At 71.5% G+C, this 26468-nt stretch carries 22 protein-coding genes and 2 riboswitches; of the genes, 11 read left to right on the top strand and 11 right to left on the bottom strand.

Going from position 1 to position 26468, the window contains the following annotated elements; translation table 11 throughout:
* Positions 1 to 71 precede the first annotated feature (71 nt).
* Positions 72 to 211, bottom strand: a riboswitch (cobalamin riboswitch).
* A gap of 117 nt (positions 212 to 328) precedes the next feature.
* Positions 329 to 403, top strand: a riboswitch (cobalamin riboswitch).
* 132 nt (positions 404 to 535) lie between these two features.
* The 6 genes from E0F75_RS22325 (at position 536) to E0F75_RS22350 (ending at position 11005) form a co-directional block, all read left to right on the top strand.
* Positions 536 to 1948, top strand: coding sequence for a hypothetical protein (locus E0F75_RS22325; RefSeq protein WP_187624314.1), 1413 nt, complete (start codon positions 536 to 538; stop codon positions 1946 to 1948).
* A 147-nt stretch (positions 1949 to 2095) separates the two neighbouring features.
* Entirely contained in the window at positions 2096 to 2890 is a 795-nt protein-coding gene (gene cobF, locus E0F75_RS22330; RefSeq protein ID WP_187624315.1) for a precorrin-6A synthase (deacetylating), read from the top strand.
* A 270-nt stretch (positions 2891 to 3160) separates the two neighbouring features.
* Positions 3161 to 4756, top strand: coding sequence for an AbfB domain-containing protein (locus E0F75_RS22335; RefSeq protein WP_187624316.1), 1596 nt, complete (start codon positions 3161 to 3163; stop codon positions 4754 to 4756).
* Between the two features lie 71 nt (positions 4757 to 4827).
* Positions 4828 to 5898 (top strand): hypothetical protein, encoded by a 1071-nt coding sequence (locus E0F75_RS22340; RefSeq protein WP_229312787.1) that lies wholly within the window; start codon positions 4828 to 4830, stop codon positions 5896 to 5898.
* A 185-nt stretch (positions 5899 to 6083) separates the two neighbouring features.
* Positions 6084 to 10217, top strand: a complete 4134-nt coding sequence (locus E0F75_RS22345; RefSeq protein ID WP_187624318.1) for a hypothetical protein — start codon at positions 6084 to 6086, stop codon at positions 10215 to 10217.
* Positions 10218 to 10312: 95 nt separating this feature from the next.
* Positions 10313 to 11005, top strand: a complete 693-nt coding sequence (locus E0F75_RS22350) for a hypothetical protein (RefSeq protein ID WP_229312788.1) — start codon at positions 10313 to 10315, stop codon at positions 11003 to 11005.
* 94 nt (positions 11006 to 11099) lie between these two features.
* On the opposite strand, the gene E0F75_RS22355 is transcribed toward E0F75_RS22350, so the two are convergent.
* The 3 genes from E0F75_RS22355 to aceA all read right to left on the bottom strand — a co-directional run bounded on the left by E0F75_RS22355 (position 11100) and on the right by aceA (position 15068).
* The gene (locus E0F75_RS22355) at positions 11100 to 11993 is read right to left on the bottom strand and encodes a 3-hydroxybutyryl-CoA dehydrogenase (protein WP_187624393.1); all 894 of its coding nucleotides are present in this window, start codon (positions 11991 to 11993) and stop codon (positions 11100 to 11102) included.
* A 50-nt stretch (positions 11994 to 12043) separates the two neighbouring features.
* Positions 12044 to 13642: a malate synthase A gene (aceB, locus tag E0F75_RS22360; RefSeq protein ID WP_187624320.1), complete on the bottom strand. Its 1599-nt coding sequence runs from the start codon at positions 13640 to 13642 to the stop codon at positions 12044 to 12046.
* Positions 13643 to 13742: 100 nt separating this feature from the next.
* Entirely contained in the window at positions 13743 to 15068 is a 1326-nt protein-coding gene (gene aceA, locus E0F75_RS22365) for an isocitrate lyase (protein ID WP_187624321.1), read from the bottom strand.
* 375 nt (positions 15069 to 15443) lie between these two features.
* Between aceA and E0F75_RS22370 the strand changes: the two genes are divergently transcribed.
* Complete coding sequence (locus E0F75_RS22370; RefSeq protein WP_187624322.1) at positions 15444 to 16859, top strand: short-chain fatty acyl-CoA regulator family protein; 1416 nt, start codon at positions 15444 to 15446, stop codon at positions 16857 to 16859.
* Between the two features lie 10 nt (positions 16860 to 16869).
* Here E0F75_RS22370 and E0F75_RS22375 read toward each other — a convergent pair whose 3' ends face one another.
* The 7 genes from E0F75_RS22375 to E0F75_RS22405 form a co-directional block, all read right to left on the bottom strand.
* The gene (locus tag E0F75_RS22375) at positions 16870 to 17640 is read right to left on the bottom strand and encodes an alpha-ketoglutarate-dependent dioxygenase AlkB (RefSeq protein ID WP_187624323.1); all 771 of its coding nucleotides are present in this window, start codon (positions 17638 to 17640) and stop codon (positions 16870 to 16872) included.
* Positions 17624 to 18865 (bottom strand): hypothetical protein, encoded by a 1242-nt coding sequence (locus tag E0F75_RS22380; protein WP_187624324.1) that lies wholly within the window; start codon positions 18863 to 18865, stop codon positions 17624 to 17626. Before E0F75_RS22380 ends, E0F75_RS22375 begins: the two co-directional genes overlap by 17 nt.
* 209 nt (positions 18866 to 19074) lie before the next feature.
* Positions 19075 to 19668: a snapalysin family zinc-dependent metalloprotease gene (locus tag E0F75_RS22385; protein WP_187624325.1), complete on the bottom strand. Its 594-nt coding sequence runs from the start codon at positions 19666 to 19668 to the stop codon at positions 19075 to 19077.
* Positions 19669 to 19974: 306 nt separating this feature from the next.
* Positions 19975 to 20343, bottom strand: a complete 369-nt coding sequence (locus E0F75_RS22390; RefSeq protein WP_187624326.1) for a PRC-barrel domain-containing protein — start codon at positions 20341 to 20343, stop codon at positions 19975 to 19977.
* Positions 20344 to 20512: 169 nt separating this feature from the next.
* Positions 20513 to 21337: a YhjD/YihY/BrkB family envelope integrity protein gene (locus tag E0F75_RS22395; protein ID WP_187624327.1), complete on the bottom strand. Its 825-nt coding sequence runs from the start codon at positions 21335 to 21337 to the stop codon at positions 20513 to 20515.
* A gap of 122 nt (positions 21338 to 21459) precedes the next feature.
* Positions 21460 to 21615 (bottom strand): DUF6131 family protein, encoded by a 156-nt coding sequence (locus tag E0F75_RS22400; protein WP_187624328.1) that lies wholly within the window; start codon positions 21613 to 21615, stop codon positions 21460 to 21462.
* A gap of 191 nt (positions 21616 to 21806) precedes the next feature.
* Entirely contained in the window at positions 21807 to 21962 is a 156-nt protein-coding gene (locus tag E0F75_RS22405) for a CsbD family protein (RefSeq protein WP_194481514.1), read from the bottom strand.
* A gap of 291 nt (positions 21963 to 22253) precedes the next feature.
* Here E0F75_RS22405 and E0F75_RS22410 point away from each other — a divergent pair, with 291 nt between their 5' ends.
* Positions 22254 to 22532: a hypothetical protein gene (locus E0F75_RS22410; RefSeq protein ID WP_187624330.1), complete on the top strand. Its 279-nt coding sequence runs from the start codon at positions 22254 to 22256 to the stop codon at positions 22530 to 22532.
* A gap of 116 nt (positions 22533 to 22648) precedes the next feature.
* Here the strand turns inward: E0F75_RS22410 and E0F75_RS22415 are convergent, their stop codons facing one another.
* Positions 22649 to 24556, bottom strand: coding sequence for a propionyl-CoA synthetase (locus E0F75_RS22415; RefSeq protein WP_187624331.1), 1908 nt, complete (start codon positions 24554 to 24556; stop codon positions 22649 to 22651).
* 257 nt (positions 24557 to 24813) lie between these two features.
* Here E0F75_RS22415 and E0F75_RS22420 point away from each other — a divergent pair, with 257 nt between their 5' ends.
* The 3 genes from E0F75_RS22420 to E0F75_RS22430 all read left to right on the top strand — a co-directional run bounded on the left by E0F75_RS22420 (position 24814) and on the right by E0F75_RS22430 (position 26394).
* Positions 24814 to 25515: a 2-phosphosulfolactate phosphatase gene (locus tag E0F75_RS22420; protein WP_187624332.1), complete on the top strand. Its 702-nt coding sequence runs from the start codon at positions 24814 to 24816 to the stop codon at positions 25513 to 25515.
* 143 nt (positions 25516 to 25658) lie between these two features.
* Positions 25659 to 26000 carry a DUF6422 family protein gene (locus E0F75_RS22425; protein WP_187624333.1) on the top strand — a complete coding sequence of 114 codons (342 nt, stop codon included), beginning with the start codon at positions 25659 to 25661 and terminating at the stop codon, positions 25998 to 26000.
* 190 nt (positions 26001 to 26190) lie between these two features.
* Positions 26191 to 26394, top strand: a complete 204-nt coding sequence (locus E0F75_RS22430; RefSeq protein ID WP_030213732.1) for a cold-shock protein — start codon at positions 26191 to 26193, stop codon at positions 26392 to 26394.
* Positions 26395 to 26468 lie beyond the last annotated feature (74 nt).

Genomic DNA, 26468 nt, shown 5'->3' on the forward strand with positions numbered 1-26468 from the left:
GATGCGCCCCCACACGGCTGCTGCGCCATGGGAGGGCGGGGACGACCACGCCGTAGTCCGCGACGGCGTTCCTCGTACTGAGTCCCAGCTCCAGGCATTCCGACTCACCCGGGACGAAGCCGGGCCTACGGTTGCGGGTCAGCGCCGGAATTCGACCGGCTTCCCCTGGTGCTGATTGCTTATCAGCCGGAGTGCAACACGGATGTGTTCGAACCGTCAAGACGGTGTGGCTCACCTGCGGGGGGCTCGCGACGGCGTGCCGTGCTCACCGCGTTCAACCGGCTGGCGGACCCCTGATCACTCGGGTAGCGTCCTGGGCTGCCACGTGGGGGAATCCGGTGCGAAGCCGGAGCTGACGCGCAGCGGTATGGGACGGCGGGGGCCGTTCCGAGCCCGAATGCCCATACGGCGATGCAGTACAGAAGCCGTACCACGCGTTCCGGACGGCGGCTCCCCGGCCATGCCCGGCCGTGCTTCCGCACGGTGCTCCGCGGCGTGCACCGGAGCCGGCGTTCGCCGATTCCAGGAGCAGGCCATGCCCCGTTTCCGCACCTCCCGCCGTCTCGCGCTCGCCGTACCGGCGGCACTCGGCGCCTTCGCGCTCACCGCGCTGCCCGCCTTCGCGACCTCCACCCCCGCGCAGATCGCCACCTCCAGGACCAACGGCGTCGCCTACCTCAAGTCCCTCCAGGCGGCGGACGGTTCCTACGCCGGGGCGGGCCTGTCCAACGAGTGGGCGTTCAGCGCCTTCGCGGCCGCCGGTACGGCCGTCGTCGACGTCGCTCCGGGCGGCGACACCACGAAGAACGCCAGAACCGTCTACCGCAACCTGCTGTCCACGGCCGGCTGGCCGTCGGCGACCCCGGTGGTCACGGACTACGAGCGCGGCACGCTCAACGCGTACGCCGCGGGTATCGACCCGGCCCGCGTCTCCGCCTCGCGCAACCTCATCGCCGACATCTACGCGTACTGGCGGACGGCCGAGCCGGGCTACTTCGGCCCGTCCGCGAACTTCAACGGCACGGTCTTCGCGGCCCTTTCACTGGGCGGCACGAAGACCCAGGCCGGCACCGCCCGCGTCCCGCAGGCCCTCACCGACTCGATCGTCACCCGCCTCCGGGCCAACCAGCACAACGACGGCGGCTGGACCTACCAGAAGGTGGAGGGCAACCCCACCGCCCTCAACACCGCGAGTGACATCGACATGACCGGTGCCGCGATGGCCGCCCTGTGCGTCTCCGGCGTCCCGCACACCGACACGGACGTCGTCCAGGCCAAGAACTTCCTCAAGGGCAAGCTGGTCGCCTCCTCCGGCGCCTTCAACTCCCTGTACGGGGTCAACACCAACTCCAACGGCTGGGGCGTCGCGGGCCTCAACGCCTGCGGCATCAACCCGCAGTCGGCCGAGTTCACCACGATCAGCGGCAAGACGCCGGTCGACTTCCTCATCGCCAACCAGTACAACCCGGCCGGTGGCTTCACATACAAGCCCGCCGACACCGTGCCCTCCGCCTACTCCTCCATCGACGCGCTGCGCGCGGTCGCCGGCGGCGGATTCACCGCGGCCCCGCCGGTTCCGGTCACCCCGGGCGCCACCCAGTGGGTCGCCCAGCCCACCTTCACGGCGGGCACCGCCACCAAGCTGGCGCTGACCGTCGACGACGGCGCGGGCAGCCTCAAGGCGTGCTCGGTGACCTTCACGCCCACGGGGACGACCACGACCCTCGGTGACGTCCTCGCCGCCGCGACGGGCGCGGCCACCCCGTCGGGCTGCGTCACCGGCGTCACCCCGGCGTCCGGCACCGGCACGATCACCGCGGTCGACGGCAAGGCCAACAGCGGTTCCGGCACCTGGAAGGTCAGCGTCGACGGTTCGTCCTTCGCCGGAGCCCTCCGCGAGAAGACGATCAACGTCGGCGACACCATCGCGCTGCGCTGGGGCGCCTGACCACGAGGGGGAGCGACTCGATTCGGCCGCGTCGGAACCGGACCCGGAGGAATTCGCCGGAGAACTCCGGTGGCACGTACGACGGGATCGCGGTCATTCCGGGCCTGAATCGGTTCCGTGTGGATCCGCAGGAGGAGAGACAAGGCGTTGGGCGACGAGATCAGACACATCGCGGTGATCGGCATCGGATCGGGGGATCCCGACCAGCTGACGCTCGGGGCCGTGAAAGCGATGCGGAGAACGGACGTCTTCTTCGTCCTGGAGAAGGGACCGGAGAAATCCTCCCTCACCCGGCTCCGACGGAACATGCTCGCCGAGCACGCCCCCGGCCCCCACCGGGTCGTCCGGGCCGAGGACCCGTGGCGCGACCGGACCCAGGACGAACCGGGCGGCTACACCGACGCCGTCCACGACTGGCGCCGGCGGCGCGCCGACCTCTGCGAGCGGCTGATCCGCGAGGAACTCGCGCCGGGGCAACGGGGCGCCTTCCTGGTGTGGGGCGACCCCTCGCTGTACGACAGCACCCTGGCCGTCCTGGGGGACATCACGTCCCGTGGGAACGTGACGTTCTCGTACGAGGTGATCCCGGGGATCAGCAGCGTGTCCGCCCTGGCGGCGCGCCACCGCACCGGGCTCAACCGGGTGGGCCGGCCGATCCACATCACCCCCGGGCGGCGGCTCGCCGAGACCGTGGGCAACGACGACGGCGACATCGTCGTCATGCTCGACGCCCACGAGTCGTTCCGGCACTTCGCCGCCGGGGGGACCTGGATCTACTGGGGCGCGTACATCGGCACGCCGGACGAGATCCTGATCTCCGGCCCGCTCGGGGACGTCGCCGAGGAGATCCGGCGGGTACGTGCCGCGGCCAGGGCGGAACACGGCTGGATCATGGACACGTATCTGCTGAGACCCTGCTCCGACGACTTTCCCCGGCCATGACCGACTCGTATTTCGTTGATCGTTTCGCTTCGTCCTTTGGTAGGGTTTAGCTGGCCGGTCTGACCAACCGGCATGCAGCGGCGGGGCATTAGCAGTTCACCCGTCGCGAGAACTCAGTGAGTCGTGGGGGATTCGGCCGACGGGGTTTCCTGTCGTTTCTCGCGCCATCTCGGCGTGACGGTCCCCTGGACTTCTCCTCGTGCCCGCGCGGCCATTCCATGGCTGCGAGCCGGGTTCCTTTGATTTGTTCTATGGGGGATACGAATCATCATGCGCAGAAATCCGTCGCCGGCGGTCCGGCGGGCCGTCACCCGTACCGTGGCCGGCACCACCGCCATGGCCGCCGTGCTCGCGGTGAGCGCCGGGGCCGCGGCGTTCGCCGCCCCCGCGCCGCCGCACCAGGAGGCGCGGGGGGTGGGCATCGGCACCACCGAGACCCAGCGCGTCGACGCGGCCGCCGTGGTGCGGCTCGACCCCACGTGGGAGGTGCTGCTGCTCAGCGACTACGACTTCGTCCACGCCCTGTGGCAGAAGGCCAGGGACGGCGGTGAGGCGTACGACTCGGTGCGCACCGCGGCCGAGAAGGCCATGGCGAGCACCCTGGACGCCGACCATGTCGCGTTCATCACCACCGGCATCCACGAGGCCCATCGGCTGGACCAGCGCCGCGAGCGCGACAAGGCGGAGGCCGCACGCCTCGCACGTCTCGCCCGCCAGCAGGTCATGACGGTCATCGGCATCACCGGCGCCCCGGATCTCCTTGAGCTCAACGACGAGAACTTCATCCGCGCGGTCCTCAGGCATCCGGCCTCCGGCCCCGAGGTGCGCGCCGCCGCCACGGCGGCGCTGACCGGCACCCCGGCGGCCCGGCAGGAGTTCATCGTCAACGGCGCGCGCGAGGCCCACAACAGGGACGTCGCCAGGGAGCTGCTCGAACTCGCCGAGAAAGATCGCAAGGAGGCCGAACTCCGCAAGAACCAGGCCGCGCGCAAGAACGTCGCCGCTCTGTTCCGCGTCCCGATGACACAGAGCCTGCTCGACGTGAGCGACGACATCTTCATCCGCGAGATGCTGCGGACGGCACCCGCGGACCTGCAGAACTCCGAGCTGTACCGGGCCGCCCAGTCCGCGGTGAACAGCATGAACCCGGGGCACCTGCAGGGCTTCCTGCACGGCGGTGCCGAAGCGGCGTACAAGCGCGACGACGCCGCGCGGCGCGCGAAGCTGGCGGAGGCCAACCGGGTGCTGGCGCGTCAGATCCTGACCGCGGCCCAGCAGAGCGGGTTCAATCCGAACCTCGTGGCCTCGGCCGAGAAGGCACTGGCCACCGGTGACATGGCGGTCGCGGACTTCCTCTCCGAGGACGGCCAGAAGCGGGCCAAGCGGCAGACGCTGGTGTTCGGCTGGGCGACCGCTCCCGCCACCTGGCGACCCATCCGCCACACCGGTGTCAACGGCGGAGCGGCCTCCGTCGGTCCGGTGACCGAGGCCAGCCCGCTGGACTGGCGGGAGAAGGCGACCTGGCTGGTCCTCCCCGCGCTGTCCGGGGAGCCCGGCTGCTACTCGTTCGAGGCCGCCGCCAAGTCCGGCCACTACCTCAAGGCCGACGAGTCCAAGGGCCTGGTGACCCTGGCGGCGGACAACAACACCGCGGCCTTCCGCTCGGACGCCACCTGGTGCGCGAGGATGAAGGGCTGGCCGCAGAGCAGGCCCACCGCCGCGTGGTTCATCGCGGGCTCGTACAACGAGGGCACCCAGGTGGCGATGAACCAGCGGAACGAGCTCTCGCTGCACGGGCGCTGGTCCGACGACATCGACCTCCGCGCCCACCCGGCGTGGCAGGTCGTCCCCCCGCTGGCTCCCTGATGGGCGCCGGATCGCACTCCGGGCCGAGCCGGGCCGTCCGCACGGCCCTGGCCGTCTGCACAGTGGCCGCGGTGGTGGCGTGGCCCCTCGCCGGGACCGCCGCCCACGCCCAGGAGCCCCCGCGCGAGCGGGTGCTCGTCCTCGCCCCGGCGGATGCGCCGCAACAGGACGAGGGGCCGCGCGCGGCGCTCGCCGCCGCGGCCGCCGGAGCACGTGAACAGGTGCGGCGGATCGCGCTGTCGGGCCTCCCGCCGGAGTTGCGGACCTCGGCGTGGAACGCGCTGCGCAGCACCGCCGGCGACGCCGCGATCGCCGACTGGCTGGCGCCGGGCGGTGGCTACGACGCGGCCAGGCAGCGACTGCGGGACACCCGTACCCGTAACCGGCTGTTCTGTGAGCGCGTCGTACGGACGCACCCGGTCGACTTCGCCCCGCGAACACGCGGTGCGGCGGAGAGGGCGCTCAAGGGCACCGACGCCGATCGGGCCGCCTTCGTCAGGACCGGCTACGCCCAGGCGCAGCAGAGCGACCGGACCGCCCGTGAGGCGGTGGCCGGGGAACAGCGCGCGGTCCTCGAGCGTGACCGGGAGTTCGTACGGTCACTCGCCGAGCACGACCCGGGCGAGCAGGTCCGGGGGTCGGCCCAGTGGGCGCTGCGGCCCGGCGCGACCGACGAGGACACCCGTGAGTTCTACGGCTTCGGCTGGGTGAACGGCGCGACCCTCGACCTGGAGGGCCACCGGCTGCGCACCGCGGAGTCCGAGGCACTCCGACACCGGACGCTGACGCTGCTCCTCAAGGCCGCGGTCGAGGCCGAGGAGGCGCTGCGGCACACGTCCGACGCCGCCACGGCCCGCGCCGAGGCGGAACGCGCCTGGCAGGCCGTCGCCGCGCACGCCCGCGACTCCGGCACGGCGTGGGACACCGAGCGGGAACACTCCGCGCGCCAGGCCGAGACCTGGCGCGGCATCCAGGCGCTCGCCCAGGGCTCGGCCGAGGAGATGTGGAAGCGCCTTGCCGACCCCGCCGGCGAGAACCAGCGGTCCTGGTCCAAGGAGGAGCAGGACGCGGCCGGTGCGGCCACCACCTGGCAGGAGATCCTCCGCCAGGCCCACGAAGGCGAGACCCGAGTGAGGGGCTGACCACCTCTCGCGGGTGACCGGCGAGCGGTGTGCTCGGCCCGCCGGTGCGACCGGCGCCGGCCGCTGTCCAGCCGGTGCTCTCGCCGCGTCACCCGGGTGCTCCGCCCTCCTCGGGAAGGGCGGAGCACCCGTTTCTCTGTTCCCGATCCATCCCGGATTTCACATACTTCAGGGGGATATTTCTCATGGGAGAGACCTTCCGGCCGAGGGCCGGAAGACGGCCCGGCCGTGCCCGGGCCGTCGCAGCCAGGGCGGTGTCCCTGGCGCTGGCCACGGCGCTGCTCGCGGGTCTGACAGGACAGGCGTCCGCGGCACCCGCCGCCGGAGCGCCGGCCGGCGCGGCCCTCGACGCCCGCGCCTGGGACGTCGTGCAGCGGGGGAATGCGGCACTGGCCGAGGCGCGAGCCACACCACCGGCGGACACCCGCACCGAACTCGACCGGATCAGCGACGAACGTGACCGTCAACTGGTCGAGGACTACGCGCAGTTCGACGATGAGGAGGAAGTCCGCGAGGCTGCGAGGAAGGCGCTCGACAGCACGGATCCGAACGCGATCCGGGACTTCCTGGAGCGCGGCGAGGCCGAGGCCCGCCAGCGGGCCCGGGACAAGCGGAACGCGGCCGACGTCGAGAACCGGCAGAAGATCGAGGCATTGCGGGGCACGGGCGGGCCGTACTTCAACGCCGAGGTCCAGCGCGTACTGAACGGCACCGCTCGGGACCGCGCGGACTTCCTGGCCTTCGGCGCCGAGATCGCCCGGCAGCGGGACAAGGCCACCGAGCAGAACGAACGGCAGCGCGCGGCCGAGAACCGCAAGCGGGTGGAGATGCTCGCCGCGATCGGCGGACCAGAGGTCAAGCGCGCCGCGCAGGTGGCGCTCGCCACCGCCGACGACAAGCTGATCGCCGAGTTCCTCGAGAAGGGCTATCTGGTCGCGGCGCGGAAGGACGCCGACGACCGGGCCGCACAGGAGAAGGCGCAGAAGGACGCCCTGGAGGCGGCGGAGCGGCTGCGCAAGCTGGCCGAGAATTCCGCCCGCGCCGCCGAGGCCCGTACGAAGCTGATCGCCGTTCACGGCGACGCGGTCCGGGCCCTCAAGAACTCCTCCAACGCCATGAGCCTGGCAGCCGCGGCCTCGCGCAACGCCGACCGGTTGCTCGCGGCGGACCGAGCGGGCAAGCGCCTTTCGGACTACACGGAGGTGAAGAAGGACGTAGCCCGCCAGGTGGGCTTCGCCGACACCGCAGCCAAGCAGGCCCAGGTCGCGTCGGGGCAGGCGAAGGTCCAGGCCGAGATCCTGGTGGAGACCGGCCTGACGTACGGCACCCAGTGGGCCGACATCGCCGCCGGCATCGCCGCCGCGTCCGACGCCGCACTGCGGGCCGCGCAGACCGCCCAGCACGCGGTCGACGCCACCGCCGCCGACGCGGCCGGCCTCAACGCGCAGAACCAGGCCGAGCTGCACGAGAAGCAGGCCAAGGCATGGCGCGCCAACACCGAGCAGCACGCCAAGGCGGCAGCCGGTCTCGCGGCCGCCGCGGCCAAGCAGGCGAAGATCGCGGCGGACGCGGCGGCCACGTCGCGTCGGGCACGGATCGAGGCCGAAGCGGCCGAGACGTCGGCCTGGGCCCACGCGCAGCGCACCCGCGACGCCCGGATCGAGGCGCAGCAGCAGGCGAAGGTGGCGGCCGAGCAGCGCGGGATCGCGGAGCGGGAGCGGCAGTTGGCCGCCGCCGCGCGCGTACGCGCGGAGCAGGAGCGGGACAAGGCCACCGCCGCCCGGGCGCGCGCGGAGGCCGAGCAGCGCATCGCGTCGGCCAAGCGCGCCGATGCCCAGGCCGCTGCCGCGACGGCGGCGGAGAAGCGGGCACGCGCGCAGACCCAGGAGGGCATCGCCGCCGAGGCGGACCGCAAGGCGCGCGGGGAGGAGTCCAAGGCCCGCACCGCACGGAACAACGCGAACGAGGCCGAGCGGCTGCACAAGGCGGAGGAAGCCAGGGCCAAGGCCAACGAGGCACTGGCAGCCGCCTCCGCCGGCACCGAGCACGCGGAGACCGCGCGAGCGGCGGCCACCGAGGCCCGCGGCGCGGCCAACGCGGCGGGCACGGCGGCCGCACGGGCGCGAACCGCCGCGGACGGGTCGTCGGCGGCGGCGACACGGTCGCGGCAGGCGGCCATCGAGGCCGACGGCGCGGCCGGCCGGGCTCGCGCGGCCGCCCAGGAGGCGAACGCGCATGCCTCGCGGGCGAACGCGGCGGCCAATACCGCCGAGGCGGCCGCCCGCGCCGCCGACGCGGCGGCGAACCGGGCCGAATCGGAGGCGGCGGCCACCCACGCGGCCGCGAACCGGGCCGGCGCCAAGGCGGCCGAGGCCACCGCGCAGGAGGCCCGCGCGGGTATCGCCGCGCACGAGGCCTCGCGCCTCGCGGGCCTCGCGGCGATCCACGCCAACCAGGCGCTGCAGTCCGCGAACCGCACGCGCGAGGAGGCCGAGGGAGCCACCCGCGAAGCCGGCATGGCGCGCGTGCAGGCGGGTATCGCCCTTCAGGCCGCGGTCTCCGCACGCACCACCGCCGCGGGCATCGCGGACCCGGCGAACACCGCCATCGCCCTCACCGCTCCGTTCGCCGGCACCGACGTGGGCGCCGACTTCGCGACCGAGGTGGCCAAGGCGGCACAGCAGCTCGGTCTTGAGGAGGCGGCCAAGGCCGAAGCAAGGGCGACCGAGGCGGTCAAGGCCGCCGAGGCGGCCGAGACGGCGGCCAGGAACGCCAACGCCCAGGTCGCACCCGCGTTCAAGGCCGCCGCCGCGGCAGCACGCTCCTCGGCGGACGCCGCGCGCTCCGCCGCCGCCGCGATCAGGTCCTCGGCGCAGGCCGCCGAGGACGGCGCCAAGGCAAGAGCCGCCGCCGTCCGCGCCACCCAGGCCGACACCCAGGCCCAGGGCGACGCCCGGCTCGCCCGCGAGGCGGCCAACCAGGCCTTCGCCGACGCGGCGGCCGCCCGGACCGCCGCCACGCAGGCGGAGGCCGAAGCCCAGCGGGCACGCGACGCCGCCACCGAGGCGGAGAGGCAGGCCATCGCGGCCGGCCATGCCGCGACGCTGGCCGAGAAGGAGGCGGCCACCGCGGAGGCGGCCGCCGAGCAGGCGGCCAAGGACGCCGCCGACGCCGCGAAGCTGGCGACCTCGGCGGAGGAGTACGCCACCTCGGCCGAGACGGCGGCGAAGAACGCCGGCACGTATGCCAAGGAGGCCGACGAGGCGGCCAAGAGGGCCGAGGAGTTCCAGCGCGAAGAGCAGCGCAAGTCCCGTGAGGAAGCGGCCAGGGGGCAGGTGCCGCCCCCGGTCGATGCCGACGCGGACACCGTGAAGAAGGCCCTCGCCGAGGCGGGGCTGACCGAGGAGGAGTACCGGACGGCCCTGGAGCTGTCGGGGCAGGACATCCTCGACTACCTGATCGAGAACGGGGGTGAGCTGCTGGTCGAGATGTTCGCCGAGGACATCATGGCCTGCATCGAGGACCCGGACATCCCCACCTGTCTGTGGGCGATCATCTCCGTGCTGCCGGTGGGCAAGCTACTCAAGCTCGGCTCGAAGCTCCCGAAGATCACCAAGGCGATCTGGGGGATCGGCGCGTTCCTCGACAAGGTCGCCGACGCGAAGAAGAAGCTCAAGAAGTACGACAAGGCGCTGGAGCGGGCCAAGAAGGCCACCAAGTGCCTGACCGACGACGGCAAGGGCGGAGGCAAGGGCGGCAAGGGAGGCAAGACCCTCGAAAGGGCCACCGCCGCCGGTACCGCTCTCCCCGGCAGCGCGCGCAGCGGGATGCTCCGTACCGGCAGCGGCAGCCGGCTCCAGTCGGCCGCCGCGGACGACGCCGACCTCGGCTGCGGTCCGTACATCTGGGTGCCGTTCCGCCCCGGCGTCGACGACGAGCCGCAGGGCGACGTCCCGGCGGACATCGGGGAACCGTTCGGTGCGTTCCTGCGCCCCGGCGAGTACATCTTCGTCGTCCGCCTGGACGGTTCGCTGCGCGCCGCGCACGTGGACGACATACGTGCCGTCAACCCCGGCGGGGGTCACACCTCGCTGGGCGAACGCAAGCCCGTACTCATGGCGGGCGAGCTGGACGTGGCTCCCGGCGGTGTGTTCACCCGGATCGAGAACTTCTCCGGGCACTACATGCCGTTGGACAGGGAGGGGTTCACTCCTCTGAAGGAGGTCACTCGCGCGGCCTTCCTCGGGCACGGCTGGCTGTTCCCCGAGAAGGCATGGAAGTACTACCCCGGCCCCAAGATTCCCCGACCGGGTGCATGACTGTCCCGGGGACGGTCTCCTGGAGACCGTCCCCGGCAGGACCCACGCACGACCGAACACCGTCCACCGCACCTCCGACCGAAGCCCTGGTGGCCATGGAAACCTCGCCCTATCCCGAACCCGACGTACGTCTGGCGCGCCTGGCCGGCGCGGTCGGCCTCCCGGCCGAGTGGCCCCCCACCGAGGAGTTCCTCGACGGCCTCGCGCGGCGGACCGGGCTGCGCGCCCACGACCTCCTGCTCGTCGCGGACATCCCCCTGCCCGGGACCGCGTGGCTCTTCGACGAGACGGCCGGCGCCTCCAGCTCCCTGGTGTCGCGCTCTCTCGCGCTGCCCGCGTCCGGTCGTCGGCTGCTGCGCACCCGCGCACGCTCCCTGACCGCGCCGACGGGCACGCTCGCCCCGTGGCAGCCCCGCCCGTACGAGCAGTACCCACCGGGCTTCGGCTCGCTCCTCCTCCGGATGCTGGCCCTCCGCAACCTGAACTGGTCGGGGACGGCCAAGGCGATGTGCCTGATGTCCGGTGTCTGCAAGGCGGCTTCGACGATCGGCGCGGTGGGGCGAGGCGCCAAGCCGCTCGACGCGGAGATGCTGGACGGCTTCGCCGCGACCCTCGGCGTGCCGGTCGCCGTCCTGGCCGGGCTGACCGGCGTCCACCCGTCGGCGGACGGCCGGGAACCCGCCCCCGAGGTGGTCGACACGGCGGCGCTGATCTGGGAGGTCCGGCACGTGACCTGGGATCAGGAGAGTGAGCTCAGCGAGTACGCGGAGGAGCTGGGCAGGGACTGACGACGGGAGGGCGGGAAGCCTCCACGCCTCCCGCCCTCCCGCACGCGCACGGCACCGGACCCTCACCCGGTGCCTCCCGCGCCGCCCGGGCCCCTCAGCCCGTGCTACCGGGTCTCTCCTCCCGGTGGTACGTGTGGAACCCGCGCCCCGTCTTGCGGCCGAGCAGCCCCGCCTCCACCATCCGCAGGAGCAGGGGCGGCGGGGCGTACAGGGGTTCCTTGAACTCCTCGTAGAGGGATTCGGCGATGGCGGCGACGGTGTCGAGGCCGATCAGGTCGGCGAGCCTCAGCGGGCCCATCGGGTGGGCACAGCCCAGTTCCATGCCGCGGTCGACGTCCGTGGTGGTGGCGAAGCCGGACTCGGTCATGCGGATCGCGGAGAGCAGGTAGGGGACGAGCAGGGCGTTGACGACGAAGCCGGCCCGGTCCCCGGAGTGGATGACCGTCTTGCCGAGGACGTGGGTGGCGAACTCGGTCACGGCCGACGTGACGTCGGCCGAGGTGTGCAGGGTGGTGACGACCTCCACGAGCGGCAGCACGGGAACGGGGTTGAAGAAGTGGAGCCCGACGACCCGGTCGGCGCGGCCGGTGGCCATGCCCAGACGCATCACGGGGAGGGAGGAGGTGTTCGTGGCCAGGATGGCCGCCGGATCGTCGACGATCTTGTCGAGGGCGGCGAACACCTCCGTCTTGGCGTCGGCGTCCTCGGTGACGGCCTCGACGACCAGCTGCCGGTCGGCGAGATCGGTGAGCTCCGCGGTGACGGTGACCCGTGCGAGGGCGGCCTCGGCCGAGGGGCGGTCGAGCTTGCCGCGCTGCACGGCGCGTTCGAGGGAGACGGCGATCCGCTCCCGGGCCTTCGCCGCCGCCGGGCGGCTCGCCTCGCAGAGCAGGGTGTCGAGCCCCGCCCGCGCGCATACCTCGGCGATACCGGCGCCCATCAGGCCGCCGCCGACGACGCCGGCGCGGCGGATGCTCGCGGCGCTCATGCCCGCGGCGATGCCCGCAGCGCCCGTGCGTGCGGCCCTGCCCGCGGCGCTCATGCCTGCCTCTCCGCGGTCGTGGTGCGGACGAGGTGGCGGGTGTACGCCTCCGGGGTGAAGAACAGCGGCAGCTCGGCCGCGAGCGCGGTCCTCTCGAACAGCTCGCGGACCTCGTCGAGTGCGGCCCACGGGTACTCCGCGCAGAGCCCGGCCAGCTCCTCGTCGAGCACCAGGAGCACGGCTTCCCGGTCGATCACGCGGTGGCGCAGCCACTGCCAGATCTGGACGCGGGCGATCTCGGCCGTGGCGGCGTCCTCCATCAGGCCGCGGAGGGCGACGGCTCCCTGTCCGCGCAGCCAGGCGTCGAAGTAGCGCAGCGACACGGCGATGTTGGTCCGCACGCCCTCCTCCGTCGGCGGGCCACTGATCCGGCGCACGGAGAGAAGGTCCGTGGCCGTGGTCTCCACGTCGTCCCGGGTCCGATGGAGCTGCTCGGGCCGGTCACCCAGTACGCCGTCGAAGACAGCGCGGCAGACCGGGACGAGCCCCGGGTGCGCGACCCAGGAGCCGTCGAAGCCGTCCTCGGCCTCCCGCTCCTTGTCGAGCCTCACCTTGGCGAGGGCCGCCTCGTGCGCGGCCGGGTCCTTGCCGGGCACCTGAGCGGCCATGCCACCGATGGCATGGGCGCCGCGCCGGTGGCAGGTGCGGACCAGGAGATCGGTGTAGGCGCGCATGAACGGGGCGGTCATGGTGACCTTCGCCCGGTCGGGGAGCAGGAAGTCGGTCCGGTGGCCGAAGGTCTTGATGAGGCTGAACAGGTAGTCCCAGCGCCCGGCGTTGAGGCCGGCGCTGTGCTCGCGGAGCTCGTGGAGGATCTCCTCCATCTGGAACGCGGCGGTGATCGTCTCGATGAGGACGGTGGCGCGGACGGTGCCCCGGGGGATGCCGAGGAGTTCCTGGGCCAGGACGAACACGTCGTTCCAGAGCCGGGCCTCGTAGTGGTTCTCCAGCTTGGGGAGGTAGAAGTACGGGCCGTACCCGGCGTCGATCTGCCGCTGGGCGCAGTGGAAGAAGTAGAGCCCGAAGTCGACCAGGGAAGCCGGGACCGGACGGCCGTCGAAGTCCAGGTGCTCCTCGTCGAGGTGCCAGCCGCGCGGCCGGACCATGATCGTGGCGAGGTTCTCGCCGAGGCGGTACTCCTTGCCGCCGTCGGCGGTGAAGTCGATCCGCCGCTCGATGGCGTCGAGCAGGACGAGCTGACCCTCGATGACGTTGTCCCACGTGGGCGCGGTGGCGTCCTCGAAGTCCGCCATCCACACGCGGGCTCCGGAGTTGAGCGCGTTGACCGCCATCCGGCGCTCGGGCGGGCCGGTGATCTCGACACGGCGGTCGGTCAGGCCGGGGGCGGGCGGGCCGACCCTCCAGGTCCGGTCGGCGCGGACGGCCGAGGTGGCGACCGGGAAGTCGAGCGGCGAGCCGGTGGCGAGCCGGATGGCCTGCCGGCGGCGCTCCTTCAGGAGCCACTGGCGGCGCTCGCCGAAGGCGGCGGCGAGCCTGCCGACGAAGTCCAGGGCTGCCGGGGTGAGGATCTCGTCGTGGCGGTCACCCGGGGCGGCCAGGACACGGACGTGACGGGTCGGGGCGCTGGTGGTCATCGAACTCTCCTGAGCTGCGAGGGGGAACGGGGGCGGGCGGCGACGGTCGCTCGCCCCCGTTCGTCCGGAGGCGCGATCCGGTCGGGCGCCGGAGGGCGTCCTAGTGGAACTGCTCCTCCTCGGTGGAGCCGGCCAGCGCGGTGGTCGAAGAGGCCGGGTTGACCGCGGTGGACACCAGGTCGAAGTAGCCGGTGCCGACCTCGCGCTGGTGCTTCACCGCGGTGAAGCCCTGCGCCTGCGCGGCGAACTCCCGCTCCTGGAGGTCGACGTACGCCGTCATCCCGTGCTCCGCGTAGCCGCGGGCGAGGTCGAACATGCCGTGGTTGAGGGAGTGGAAGCCGGCCAGGGTGATGAACTGGAAGCGGTAGCCCATCGCGCCCAGCTCCCGCTGGAACTTGGCGATCTGGTCGTCGTCGAGTGCCGCCTTCCAGTTGAAGGACGGCGAGCAGTTGTACGCCAGCATCTGGTCCGGGTACCGGGCGTGGATCGCCTCGGCGAACTCCCGGGCCTGCGCCAGGTCGGGGGTGCCCGTCTCGACCCAGATGAGATCGGCGTACGGGGCGTAGGCGAGGCCACGGGCGATGACGTGCGCCATGCCGTTCTGGACGCGGTAGAAGCCCTCGGCGGTGCGCTCGCCGGTCGTGAACCGCGCGTCGCGCTCGTCGACGTCGCTGGTCAGCAGGTTCGCCGCGAGGGCGTCCGTGCGGGCGATGATCAGGGTCGGGGTGTCGGCGATGTCCGCCGCGAGCCGGGCCGCGTTGAGGGTCCGGATGTGCTGCGCGGTGGGCACGAGGACCTTGCCGCCGAGGTGGCCGCACTTCTTCTCGGAGGCCAGCTGGTCCTCGTAGTGGATACCGGCCGCGCCCGCCGCGATCATCGCCTTGGTCAGCTCGAAGGCGTTGAGCGGGCCGCCGAAGCCGGCCTCGGCGTCGGCGACGATCGGCGCGAGCCAGTCGATGCCCTCGTCGGCCGAAGCGGTCGAGCCGCCCTCGGCGGTGGCGATCTGATCGGCGCGCAGCAGTGCGTTGTTGATCCGACGGACCACCTGGGGAACGGAGTTGACCGGGTAGAGGCTCTGGTCGGGGTACGTGTGCCCCGCCTGGTTGGCGTCGGCGGCGACCTGCCAGCCCGACAGGTAGATCGCCTGGAGGCCGGCCCGGACCTGCTGCACGGCCTGCCCGCCGGTCAGCGCGCCGAGCGCGTGGACGTAGTCCCGCTCGTGCAGCTGACGCCAGAGCCGCTCGGCGCCGCGCCGGGCCAGGGTGTGCTCCTCGCGGACGCTGCCCGAGAGGCGTACGACGTCCTCCGCGCCGTACGTGCGCTCGATGCCGGCCCAGCGGGGGTCCGTCGCCCAGCGTGCGGCCAGCTTCGCCGCGGCGGCCGACGGCTCCGTCGTCGCCGCTGCCGTCGTGTTCGTGTCTGCCATGACCGTCACCGTCTCCATGAGTCGTTCGAGCGGGCCGTGCACGTCAAAGGTGCAAAGGCTTGGCACTGTGTGCCGTCGATGGGGTGCGGCCCGCCGTCCCGCGTGGAACGAACTGAGCAATCGTGCCGAACCGCCGACTGGTACCCGCCGGGATCGCCGACGTCAGGGCATGAGTCGCGCCCGGTGGTACCGCCTGCGCCGACTGGATCGGCGGGCCGCAGGACGACTCTCCCAATGACACTGGGTGCCATCAACCGTGGACGACTGCCAACTTCTGCGAATCTTCTCGGGCTGATTTGCCAAGTCTGCGAAGGTCGCCCAGCTCGGATCCCGGCGTAGTGTGAGCCGGGAGTCGAGGGAGTCGAGGGGGGTCGGGTGAGCAAGACGTATGCGGGTGCGCGGCTGCGGCGGCTGCGTGAGGAACGGCGGATGAGCCAGGCCGAACTGGCCCGCGTACTGGCCATCTCGCCCAGCTATCTGAACCAGATGGAGCACGACTCACGCCCGCTGACCGTGCCGGTCCTGTTGCGGCTGACCGAGGCCTTCGGCGTCGATCCCGGTTTCTTCTCGGAGCGCGACACCAGCCGTCTGGTCGCGGACCTGCGCGAAGCGCTGGCCGGCGAGGTCGCCGAGGCCCGCGTCTCGGCCACCGACCTGGCCGAGCTCGCCTCCCGCATGCCGGCCGTCGCCCAGGTCCTGCTCGACCTCGGGCGCCGCGGGCAGCGGCTCGCCGAGGGCCTGGCCGGGGTGGCGGACGGCCGGGACGGGGACCGGGGCGGCCCCCTCTCGCCGCACGAGGAGATCCGCGAGTTCTTCTACCGCCGCCAGAACTACCTCCACGAGACCGACCTCGCCGCCGAAGAGCTGGCCCGCGGCATCGGCATCCGGCCCGGAGAAGTCGTCCACGCCCTCTCCGCCCGGCTCGCGGACCGGCACGGCGTACGGGTCGTCGGGGACGCGGCGGCCGGGTCCGAGCGACTGCACCACTACGACGAATCCGGGCGCGTGCTCCACCTCTCCGCACGGCTGCGGCCCGGCCAGCAGGCCTTCCGGATGGCCACGCAGCTGGCGCTCCTCGAGTACGGGGCCGAGCTCGACCGGATCGCCGCCGAGGACTTCCCGGCCGGCTCCACCCCGCACGGCCTGGCCCGGATCGGCATCGCCAACTACTTCGCCGCCGCGCTGATCCTCCCGTACCGCGCCTTCCACACGGCCGCCGAGGAGTTCCGCTACGACATCGAGCGACTCATCGACCACTTCGGTCTCGGCTACGAGACGGTCTGCCACCGGCTGAGCACCCTGCAACGCCCCAGGCTGCGCGGGGTCCCCTTCTCCTTCGTCCGCGTCGACCGGGCGGGGAACATGTCCAAGCGGCAGTCCGCGACCGGATTCCACTTCTCCCGCGCGGGCGGCACCTGCCCGCTCTGGAACGTGTACGAGGCCTTCGCCGCGCCCGGCCGGATCCACGTCCAGGTCGCCGCCATGCCCGACGGGCAGCGGTACCTGTGGACGGCCCGAGCGGTCACCCGGCACCGGGGCGGCTGGGGCGAGCCCGGCAAGACCTTCGCGATCGGCCTCGGCTGCGAGATCCGGCACGCGTCCCGGCTGGTGTACTCGGACGGGATCGACCTCGACAACGCCGGGGCGGCCACCCCGATCGGCATGGGGTGCCGGCTCTGCGAACGCCTCGACTGCCCCCAACGCGCGGTTCCGCCCCTGGGCCGCCCGCTCGCCGTGGACGAGAACACCAGCACGTTCGTCCCGTACCGGGTGGCCGAAGACCCGGTGTGAGAGCTCGACTTCAGACGGGCGGCATCAGATCGCTCTCGCTGATCGTGTACGTCAGCGGGGGATAGACGAAGTCCGTTTCGTTGTTCTCACGGCGTCTGAGTCGGTAGAACTCGTGCCGCTGCTCCTCGTCGGCCGACACGAGGCGCGCACCCTGCGGGAGGTATGCCCGTCCGTCGCGGAACCGGACCAAGGTCTTCGACGTTCGAAAGGTCACGCCCAACCACTGGTTGTCCGCCGCCGGTACCGGCTTGTCCAGTACGATCTTGTGCCTGAATCGCCGATTCGCGTCGACAGAGAACGCGACGACGCTGTGGTGGGCGAGCGGGACCTCGAACGTCTCGCCGGCGGACCCCTTCGATTCGAAGATCAGCTTCCTCGGCGGGCCCGCTTCGGGATGCCGGTAACAGGAGAAGACGGCGATGAACGACTCGTCGGCCAGATCGAGGGCCTGGTCGGAATGGCTGCCCATCGTGGTGTACGCGTTCGTGTACGTCTCGATGAGGGCGTTGTTGAAGCCGACCGGGAGCGCCGCACGTTCCTGGATCTGCCGCGCCAGCCGCTCGTGCACCGCCCGGAAGCGCTGCGCCGGGCTGCCGTACCGCGTCGTCGTGCGTACGAGAGGCACACCCACCGCCCCGTCGGCCTGGGTGAGCGTGGCGCCTCGCCGGCCTCTTCCCACGTCCTCCAGGAGAGCCGACGCGGACAGCTCCGCGAAGAGGTTCTCTTCGCCCGGCACAGCGTACGAGAGGATCTCGTCCGAAATCCTAGACGCGGGGGGCAAGATAGTCTCCCGTGTTCATGCTGAAGAGAAACCTGTCGCCGTAGTCGATGAAGGACGAGGTCCTGTTCTCCTCGCCGTACAGCCTGCGCAGCTCGTTCATCCCGTCCTCGTGGGGTGGCTCCATCTTCACCAGGTCTCCGGCCACGTCGAGGAACGTGTGTCCGTTCTTGTGAACGGCTTCGGTGCTCGAACAGCGCACCACGTATCCCAGGCGGGTCGGGAGCAACTCGGCGTCCAACGTCGAGGGCCGGATCTCGTGCGTATACAGGCGGTTGGTGGACAGCGGCATGAAGAAGACGGAGCCGGGGTACAGCGTCACGCCGAACTGCGGGGGGAGCGCGAGCGCGGTCCCGTCGCCGTCCTCGGTCTGCTCCTTGAGGCGAAAGTGGAGTCTGGTCAGTCCGCTGGTGCCCTTCACGCCGTGGTCGAACGGGTCTTCGGCCAGGGGCCGCAGTCCGTCGAGCCCGTCATAGAACGTGCAGAAGGCCATGATGCCGTTGACGGGCATGTCCTTGGTCTTGTCGGCATGGGCCGAGATCTTCGCCTTGGACTGCTTGCGCTCGGCCGTGGCAAGGGTGTTGTGGTAGATCTGGGCGAGGACGTGATTGAGCGGTGCCTGGTTCCGGAAGACGGCGGCTGCCTCGCGGTTCAGAGCCTCGACGATGTCCGTGTCGGTCGGGCGGAAGCCCTCGGTCGGCCCCGAGAGGTTCGTGGAGCACCGGAGCAGACGGAAGCGCAGTGCGTCGCCGTCTTGGGTGACGGGCGTCAGATAGATTCCGCTGCGATGGGCTGTCCCGGGCTTGGTGGACTCCGTCAGGGACTGGAAGGCGTGCTCCGCACCGATCCGTCCGAAGTGATCGGCGTCGAGGTCGAAGAAGCGGCGGTAGTACACGCCGGCGCCGTGTACGCGGACGGGCACCCGGCCGAGGTCGACGAGGGTCCAAGGGGCGTCGACGTCCTCGTCGTCACCGCGTGACAGCTCCCGGATGACGAACACCCGTGCTGCCCCCTGTAGTTGACGGCCGCTGATCCCGGATACGTCGCCGCACAGGTAGACGGTCCTCCTCCGCACGAGGCCGGGCGCACCGGAGGCCAGGTCCTCCGGCGTGATCGTGGACCCGAAGAAGTCCCTGATCACGTCATGGTCCCGCAGCGTCGAAGGCGCGACCAGGATGTTGCTCGCATCCTCGATGCAGGCTTCTGTCAGCTCTGTCGTGTACGTCAAACCGTGCCTGCCATTCGAACTCCGCCGTGAACTTCCGGACGGTACTGCGTTGTCCACGGCGGCCACAACGGGGTTCTGCGGTACGGCGACGGCAGGGCGCCCGATCGTGGACTCCGATCGGGCGCCCTGCCTTTCGGGGCTCCGGTTGCGGAGCTTCGGTTACGGCTCCGGCGACGGGGCTACGGACTACGGGCTACGGGGTTACGGCGTTACGGGGCGTCCACGATGGTTCGGCCGTCCGTGGCGATGCGCGAGGCGGCGCCGTTGGCGTAGGCGGACTCCACCCGGGCCTGTTCGGTCGCGTTGGGGATCGCGTTCACGCACGCCGTACCGGCGCTCGACCCCGACATCAGCTGCGAGCACGGGCCGGGCTTCGTGTCCGGCAGGCCCAGGCTGTGGCCGAGTTCATGGGCGGCGATACGGGTCTTGTCGTACCCCTGGCTCACGGCCTGACTCCCGAGTTCGACACGGACCTGCCTGCCGGGACGGACGGGCCCGAGTGTGGCCTGGGGCCAGCCGGTGGTCGCCACGATCACGATCTCCGCCCGGGTGCCCGGCGCGGCCTCGACCAGCTTGACGTTGTCGACGTTCGCGTTCCACGAGGCGACGCCGGCGGCGATGGCCGCCTCCCAGCCTCCGGCCCGGCTGTCGTCGTAACGAAGTGTCACCACTGCTGCCGACGTACTCGCCGCCGACGGTTCCGCCGTCGGCACGGGTGCGGCGTTCGCCGTTGTGGCCGTTGCCGTGGCGAGGACGACGGCGACGCCGACGGCGGCCGTCTTCAGCCATGTGTAGAGCGACATGCTGCTCCTTCACTCATGGGGGACTCGGAACCTGGCGGAACCGAGAGTGCGGGAGGAGCGGCACTGGAACCGGTCGACCTGGGGCGGTCGGATCGCCGATCCTCCGGGGCCTTCCGAAGGTATGCTCCAGCGACCCGATACGTCATGCACCTGACACGCCAAATTCTGTCAACCAGGCCGTCTGAAAGGTCGATTGAGCTGGACGGCGTGCGCGTGAGCGGTTGTCACGTCGACGGGACCGGCCTCCACGCGCAGACGACGGAGGGCCCGAACTCGTCGAGTTCGGGCCCTCCGTCGCGCGGGGGTTCAGACCAGGCGGTTACCGAAGGGGCCGCCCAGCATGTAGTACGCGCCCAGCTCGTGACGGTAGGCGGGGTCGTCCAGGTGCGTGTCGCGGTGGAACTCGGGAGCGTCCTTGATCTGCTCCTTGGACCCGTCGACGAAGATCTTCCGCTCGTCCACGTCGATGCGGACGACGGTGCCGGCCGGCAGCAGGACTTCCTTGCCGAAGATCCAGGGGCCGGTGTCCACGACCAGATAGGCGTCATCGACCTCCTCGGAGTGCTTGTCCACCTTCCCGATGCCGCCGTTGGTCGCCTCGACCTTGTAGCCGGTCAGATCGGTCCCGGCCAGGTGGCCCGTGGTCGACTTGTAGCTCCAGATGTGCTCGGTCACGCGAAAACAACTCCTCCGGTAGGCAGAGGACGGCGTGTGGTTCCCCGCCGTCCTCCCTTTCCGTGCTTCGTACTTCGTGCCTCGTGCTTCGTACGCGGCGGGTTGCGTGCCCGCCTGTGCTCCGCCTGCCCCGGCCTCGGCGACCCATGCCCGCGATCGCCGACGGGGGTCACTTCCGTCGTTTCAGCCTGTCTGTCACGCGGGGCAGCTCGTCGTCGAACAGGCGGCCGGCCAGCGCGCCGCCGAACACGACCACGCCCACCGCGACGAGCCAGGTCTGGATGACCAGGAACGCTCCGAACGGCCCGTAGCTGACAGCACTCGACGCGATCAACGGAGAGAAGACGAGCCGGGAGAACACCCGGAGCCCCAGCAGCCCTAGCACCGTGGCCACCGCACCGGGCAGCAGGTCCCTCCACGCGATCCTGCCCCCGAGCAGCAGGCGCTGCGACCACCAGAAGAACAGGATGCCGCTGAGCACGGTGACGACGCCCCCGGTCGGGCCCTGGCGCCAGAAGGCGGCGATGGCGAGCAGATACAGGACCCCCAGGAGGACGGCCAGCCACAGCACATGCCGCCATCTGGCCCGCCAGCGGGCCGGGGGCAGGTCCCAGACCTTCTCGTAGCCGCTCTGCACCACGGTGCCGAACGACAGCCCGAACACGGCGAGCAGGGCGAGGCCGAACGCCGTCGTGGCCCGCCGTACCTGGCCGGGGAGCGCGAACAGCCGCTCGATCTCCATCCTGGCGGGCTCCGAGACCCCGAGTCCGTCGCCGAGCCACTGCGCGAACCCCTTGCCACTGCCCGCCCCGGCCGCGGACACGACGATCAGCAGCGGTATCAGGGTGAGGAATCCGAGCGCCGCGAACCCCAGCGAACGCTGCCACAGGTCAAGCTCGCTGACCGGCCCCCACCGGTGCCCGGCGCGCAGTCGGCGGATCACGCTTCGTGTCCGCTCGAACGGAGACCAACGCCCGGCGGGACGGCCGGTCATCGGCTGTCCGGCGCGCGCGTCGCGCCCGGCACCATCGGCCCACCTGCGTCGCTCGGAGAGTCGAGCATGGCGCGCTCCAGGGGTTCGCTGCTCTCTCCACGGTAGGACCGGGAGGGGCTACGTCACCAGTAGTGGCGTCGGCCTCCCACCGCGTGGCCGACGGCTCCGAGGATCCACAGGATGGCGCCGATGACGACCAGGACGATCCCGATGGTCCACAGAATCGAGATGCCGGCGACGAATCCGATGATGAGCAGAATGACTCCGACAAGGATCATGGTGTGCCTCGCTCTCTGGAGGTGAGCCGTGTTCGGCACGGGCAGCGGGCCCGAAACCGGGCGGCGTATGGGTGTCCCGTCACCTCATGAACGGCTGAAGCACGGGCCGAGGGCGGGCCGGAGACCGGGAGCCTTGTCCGAACCCGCCCTGTACCGCGAAGGCTGCACCGCGGATGGCGAACCGGGCGGTGTCAGTCCTTCATCGTGTCCTTGATCTTCTCCTTGGCCTGCCGAGCGTCTCCCTTCATCTGCTCGGCGCGGCCTTTCGCCGTGAGGCGCTCGTTCCCGACGGTCCGGCCGGCCGCTTCCTCGACCTTGCCCTTGGCCTGTTCCTTCTTGGCCTTCATCTTTTCCTCACCCGACACGGTCGTGCTCCTCTCTTGCGTCACGTCTGCTGTATCGCGGCTAGCCGTTTTCGTGTCGCGTAAACATGGGAGGAGCCCGGTCACCACCTCACGCCCCGGTCCTCCCGCTCGGGGCCCCGGGCAGGCGGCTTCCGGACCGGGTGGCGGCCTGCCCTCGGGCGTCCCGCGCGCCGCTTCGGGAGGGTTGTCGGATACTGGGTTCACCACCCCTTGCCTCCTCTCGCCCACAGAGGACCGAGGCAGCGGGTGGACCGACGTGTGGCAGGAGGGTTCATGCTCATCAGCCATGTCTTCGAGGATCGCGTCCTGCACGTGACCCTCCTGCGCGACCTCGATGTCACCGGCCGTGCGGCGGTCACGCTGCACATCGAGATGCTCCTGGCCACCCATGGTCCGCGGCACGTCCGGATACAGCTGCCCACTTCGGACCCCTCCCCGGCCTCGCTCAGCGTGCTCGCCCGCGCCCGCCGCCTGTGCGAAGGCCTGGGGACCCCCATGACGGTCGTCGGGCCCACCCGGATCGCCCCGTACTCGCGACCCGCAGCGGCGTAGCCTCCCCGCCGGGCCGCCGGTCAGCCGGACAGCAGGGAGGACGACGGTGAGTCACGGCAGCGGGGAGGACCAGGAGGCCGTCGTCTCGACGGGGCCCGACAACGGCTGAGATCCCTTCACGGGGTGCGGCCGTCGGGACCGTGGGAACCGCCGCGTCGGAGAACGGGGCGCAGCGCGTCGATGACGCTCGCGTCGTCGACGGTGGACGGGATGGGTTCGTCGCGGCCGTCGGCGATGCCCCGCATCGTCTTGCGAAGGATCTTTCCCGAGCGGGTCTTGGGCAGGGCGGCCACGACCGCCACGTCCTTGAGGGAGGCGACGGCGCCGATCCGGTCGCGTACGAGCTGGACGAGTTCGGCCTCGACCTCGCCCGGTTCGCGGCCGGCGCCGGCTTTCAGGACGACGAAGCCCCGCGGCACCTGTCCCTTGAGGGGGTCGGCGACACCGATGACCGCGCACTCGGCGACGTCGGGGTGGGCGGCCAGGGCCTCCTCCATGCTGCCCGTGGACAGCCGGTGTCCGGCGACGTTGATGACGTCGTCGGTGCGGCCCATGACGAAGACGTAGCCGTCGTCGTCGATGTGCCCGCTGTCACCCGTGAGGTAGTAGCCGTCGTAGGCGGACAGGTAGGAGGCGACGTACCGGTCGTCGTCGTTCCAGAGGGTGGGGAGTGCTCCGGGCGGCAGGGGGAGTCTGACCACGATCGCGCCGTCGACGCCCTCGGGGGCCGGCTTGCCCGAGGGGTCGAGGACGCGGACGTCCCAGCCGGGCAGCGGGCGGGTGGGGGAGCCGGGTTTGACGGGGGCGGCTTCGATGCCTACCGGGTTGGCGACGATGGGCCAGCCGGTCTCGGTCTGCCACCAGTGGTCGATCACCGGGACGTCCAGGAGGGCGCTCGCCCAGCGATAGGTCTCGGGGTCGAGACGCTCGCCGGCGAGGAAGAGGTAGCGCAGGCGGGAGAGGTCGTGGTCCGCGGCGAGTGTTCCCTCCGGGTCCTCCTTGCGGATCGCCCGGAAGGCGGTGGGCGCCGTGAACATGGTCTTGACGCCGTAGTCGGCCGCGACGCGCCAGAACTGACCCGCGTCCGGTGTGCCGACCGGCTTGCCCTCGTACAGGACGGTCGTGGCACCGGCCAGCAGGGGCCCGTAGACGATGTACGAATGACCGACGACCCAGCCGACGTCGGATCCGGTGAACATGGTCTCGCCCGGCCCGATGTCGTACACGGCGCCCATCGACCACTGCAGGGCGACCGCGTAGCCGCCGCAGTCGCGCACCACTCCCTTGGGCTTTCCGGTGGTCCCGGAGGTGTAGAGGACGTACAGCGGATCGGTCGCGGACACGGGAACGCAGTCGGCCGGCGGTGCGGCGGCCACCAGGCCGGCCCAGTCGAGGTCGTCGGGCCCCAACTCGGCCGGCGCCTGCGGCCGTTGCAGGATCACGCTCTTCTCGGGTCTGTGGGCGGCGAGTTCGATCGCCCGGTCGAGCAGCGGCTTGTACGCGATGACGCGCTTGCCCTCGATGCCGCAGGAGGCGGAGACGACCACCTTGGGCTTGGCGTCGTCGATGCGGAGGGCGAGCTCGCGCGGGGCGAACCCGCCGAAGACGACCGAGTGGACCGCGCCGATCCGGGCGCAGGCCAGCATCGCGATGGCGGCCTCCGGGACCATCGGCAGGTAGATCACCACCCGGTCACCACGCCCCACGCCGAGCTGGGCGAGCGCCCCGGCGAAAGCCGCCACCTCGTCCCTCAGCTGCGTGTAGCTGTAGGTACGCCGGGTGTCGGTGACGGGGGAGTCGTAGACGAGCGCGGGCTGGTCGCCGCGACCGGCTTCGACGTGCCGGTCGAGCGCGTTGAAGCAGACGTTGAGTCGTCCGTCGGGAAACCAGCGGTAGAAGGGGGCGCCCGAGGAGTCCAGGGCCCGTCGCGGGACGACATCCCAGTCGATGCCCTCGGCGGCGTCGAGCCAGAAGGTCTCGGGGTCTTCCGTACTGGCGCGGAAGACATCCTCGTACATTCCCATCGCGGACTCCTCTTGTCGCGTCGGGGTTCCAACGCCGTGGGGTCGGACTGCGGTTGCGGCGTACACACGGGCCGGGGTGGGGCCGGCGGGGCGGACCACGCATACCGTATGTCGGCGGTCTGCGGTCTGCGACCGTGATCGACCGGACGGATCCCGGCCGGCCTGCGTCTCGAAGCCGGCGCGGGCCGGTGAACCGGACGGCGTGATGCGTGCCACTGTCGGGGCACTTCGCGTCGGGCATGCGTGATCATGGTCGGATGGACGCTCGTTTCCTTGGTATCGCTGAGCTTTCCGAAGCCCCGTCCGTGGCGGTCGTGATCGACGTCATGCGTGCTTACACGGTGGCCGCCTGGGCCTTCGCCCGGGGCGCGGAGAAGATCGTTCTCGCCGAGTCGCTGGACGACGCCCTGGCGCTGAAGGCCCGTCACCCGGACTGGGTGGCGCTCAAGGACGGCCCGCCCGCGCCCGGCTTCGACGCCGTCAACTCGCCGGGGCTGCTGCGGTCCGTCGACCTGGGTGGACGGACCGTCGTGCAGAAGACCACGGCGGGGACGGTGGGCGCCCTCGCGGTCAAGGAGGCGTCGCTGGTGCTGTGCGCCGGCTTCGTGGTGGCGGAGGCGACGGCTCGGATCCTGCGGGCACGCGATGGCGACGACGTCACGTTCGTGGTCACGGGCGAGGACGGCCGGGCCGACGAAGACCTGGCGTGCGCGCAGTACATCGCTCGTCGGGCGACCGAGAGCGCGACGGACGCGGCCGAGTTCCTCCTCCGCGCCGGCGCGTCGCGCGCCGCCGCCGAGCTGACGGAGGGCATGCGCGAGGGAGCCCACCCCGATGACGTCGCCCTCTGCCTCGAACTCGACCGGTTCCCCTTCGCCATGGTGGCGACCCTGGAGGACGGGCTCATGGTCCTCCGCCCTCATGGTGCGCCTTCGCCCACCGACACCGCTGCCATCTGATCGGCGACGCGGTCCCCCACCTCCCGGCTGCTCCGATAGGCGGAAGCCCCGTCGGGCGTGCGGCGCACCCCGTGCGTGCCCTCTCCGGCCGGGCGTCGGCCTTCTGGTACGACGGTGGCCCGACCACTCGGAGGAGGACGTGGGTGTCCGACAACATGGAGCCGAACCGGCGGACCGGTGAGCAGACGAAGGCGCTGGCGGAAGCCGCGGCGGTGGTCGTCGCCGCGCGACGCGAGGCAGCGGCGATCCTGCGGAGGGCGGACACGGAGCTGCTGCCCGAGGAGCGCGACTGGTTCGTGGGCGACGGCTGCGGGGGTGCGCTGGCACCGCCCCCGACTCCCCACTTCTGCCTGTGCCCGCGCTACCGCGGCAACGGCCACGAGCCCTGTGTGAACACCTTCGTCGACGACACGGGACCTGATCTCGGCACGGGCTCCCCCCGCGTCCGCTGCCGCCACCCGAAGGACTCGCACGGCCGGATCTGACCCCCGGTCACCGGTGCGAGGTCCGGAGTCGTACGTCCCGGCCGACCGGAAGATCATCACATCGGAGTAACAAGATCGGATCAGTGGGTGTAGGTGGGGATGTGTCGGGGGAAGACCCGAGTGGCACCCGTGGAAGGGCGCCGCGACGGTCCCACCCCGGACCGTCGCCGGACTGACCAGAAGGACGAGCATGGCCAGCGGCACCGTGAAGTGGTTCAACTCCGAGAAGGGCTTCGGCTTCATCGCCCAGGACGGCGGCGGACCGGACGTCTTCGCCCACTACTCCAACATCTCGGGCAACGGGTACCGCGAGCTGACCGAGGGCGAGGCCGTGACGTTCGACATCACCCAGGGCCAGAAGGGTCCGCAGGCGGAGAACATCGTCCGGGGCTGAGCCCCGGGCCCGCTCCGGCGGGCTTGTCTCCCTCCTGACGGCGACCCGCTGTCGACGGCGCCCGCACCTCGTGC

Origin of the sequence: Streptomyces sp. CB02980 (genome assembly GCF_014451325.2) — a bacterium.
Lineage (GTDB): Bacteria > Actinomycetota > Actinomycetes > Streptomycetales > Streptomycetaceae > Streptomyces.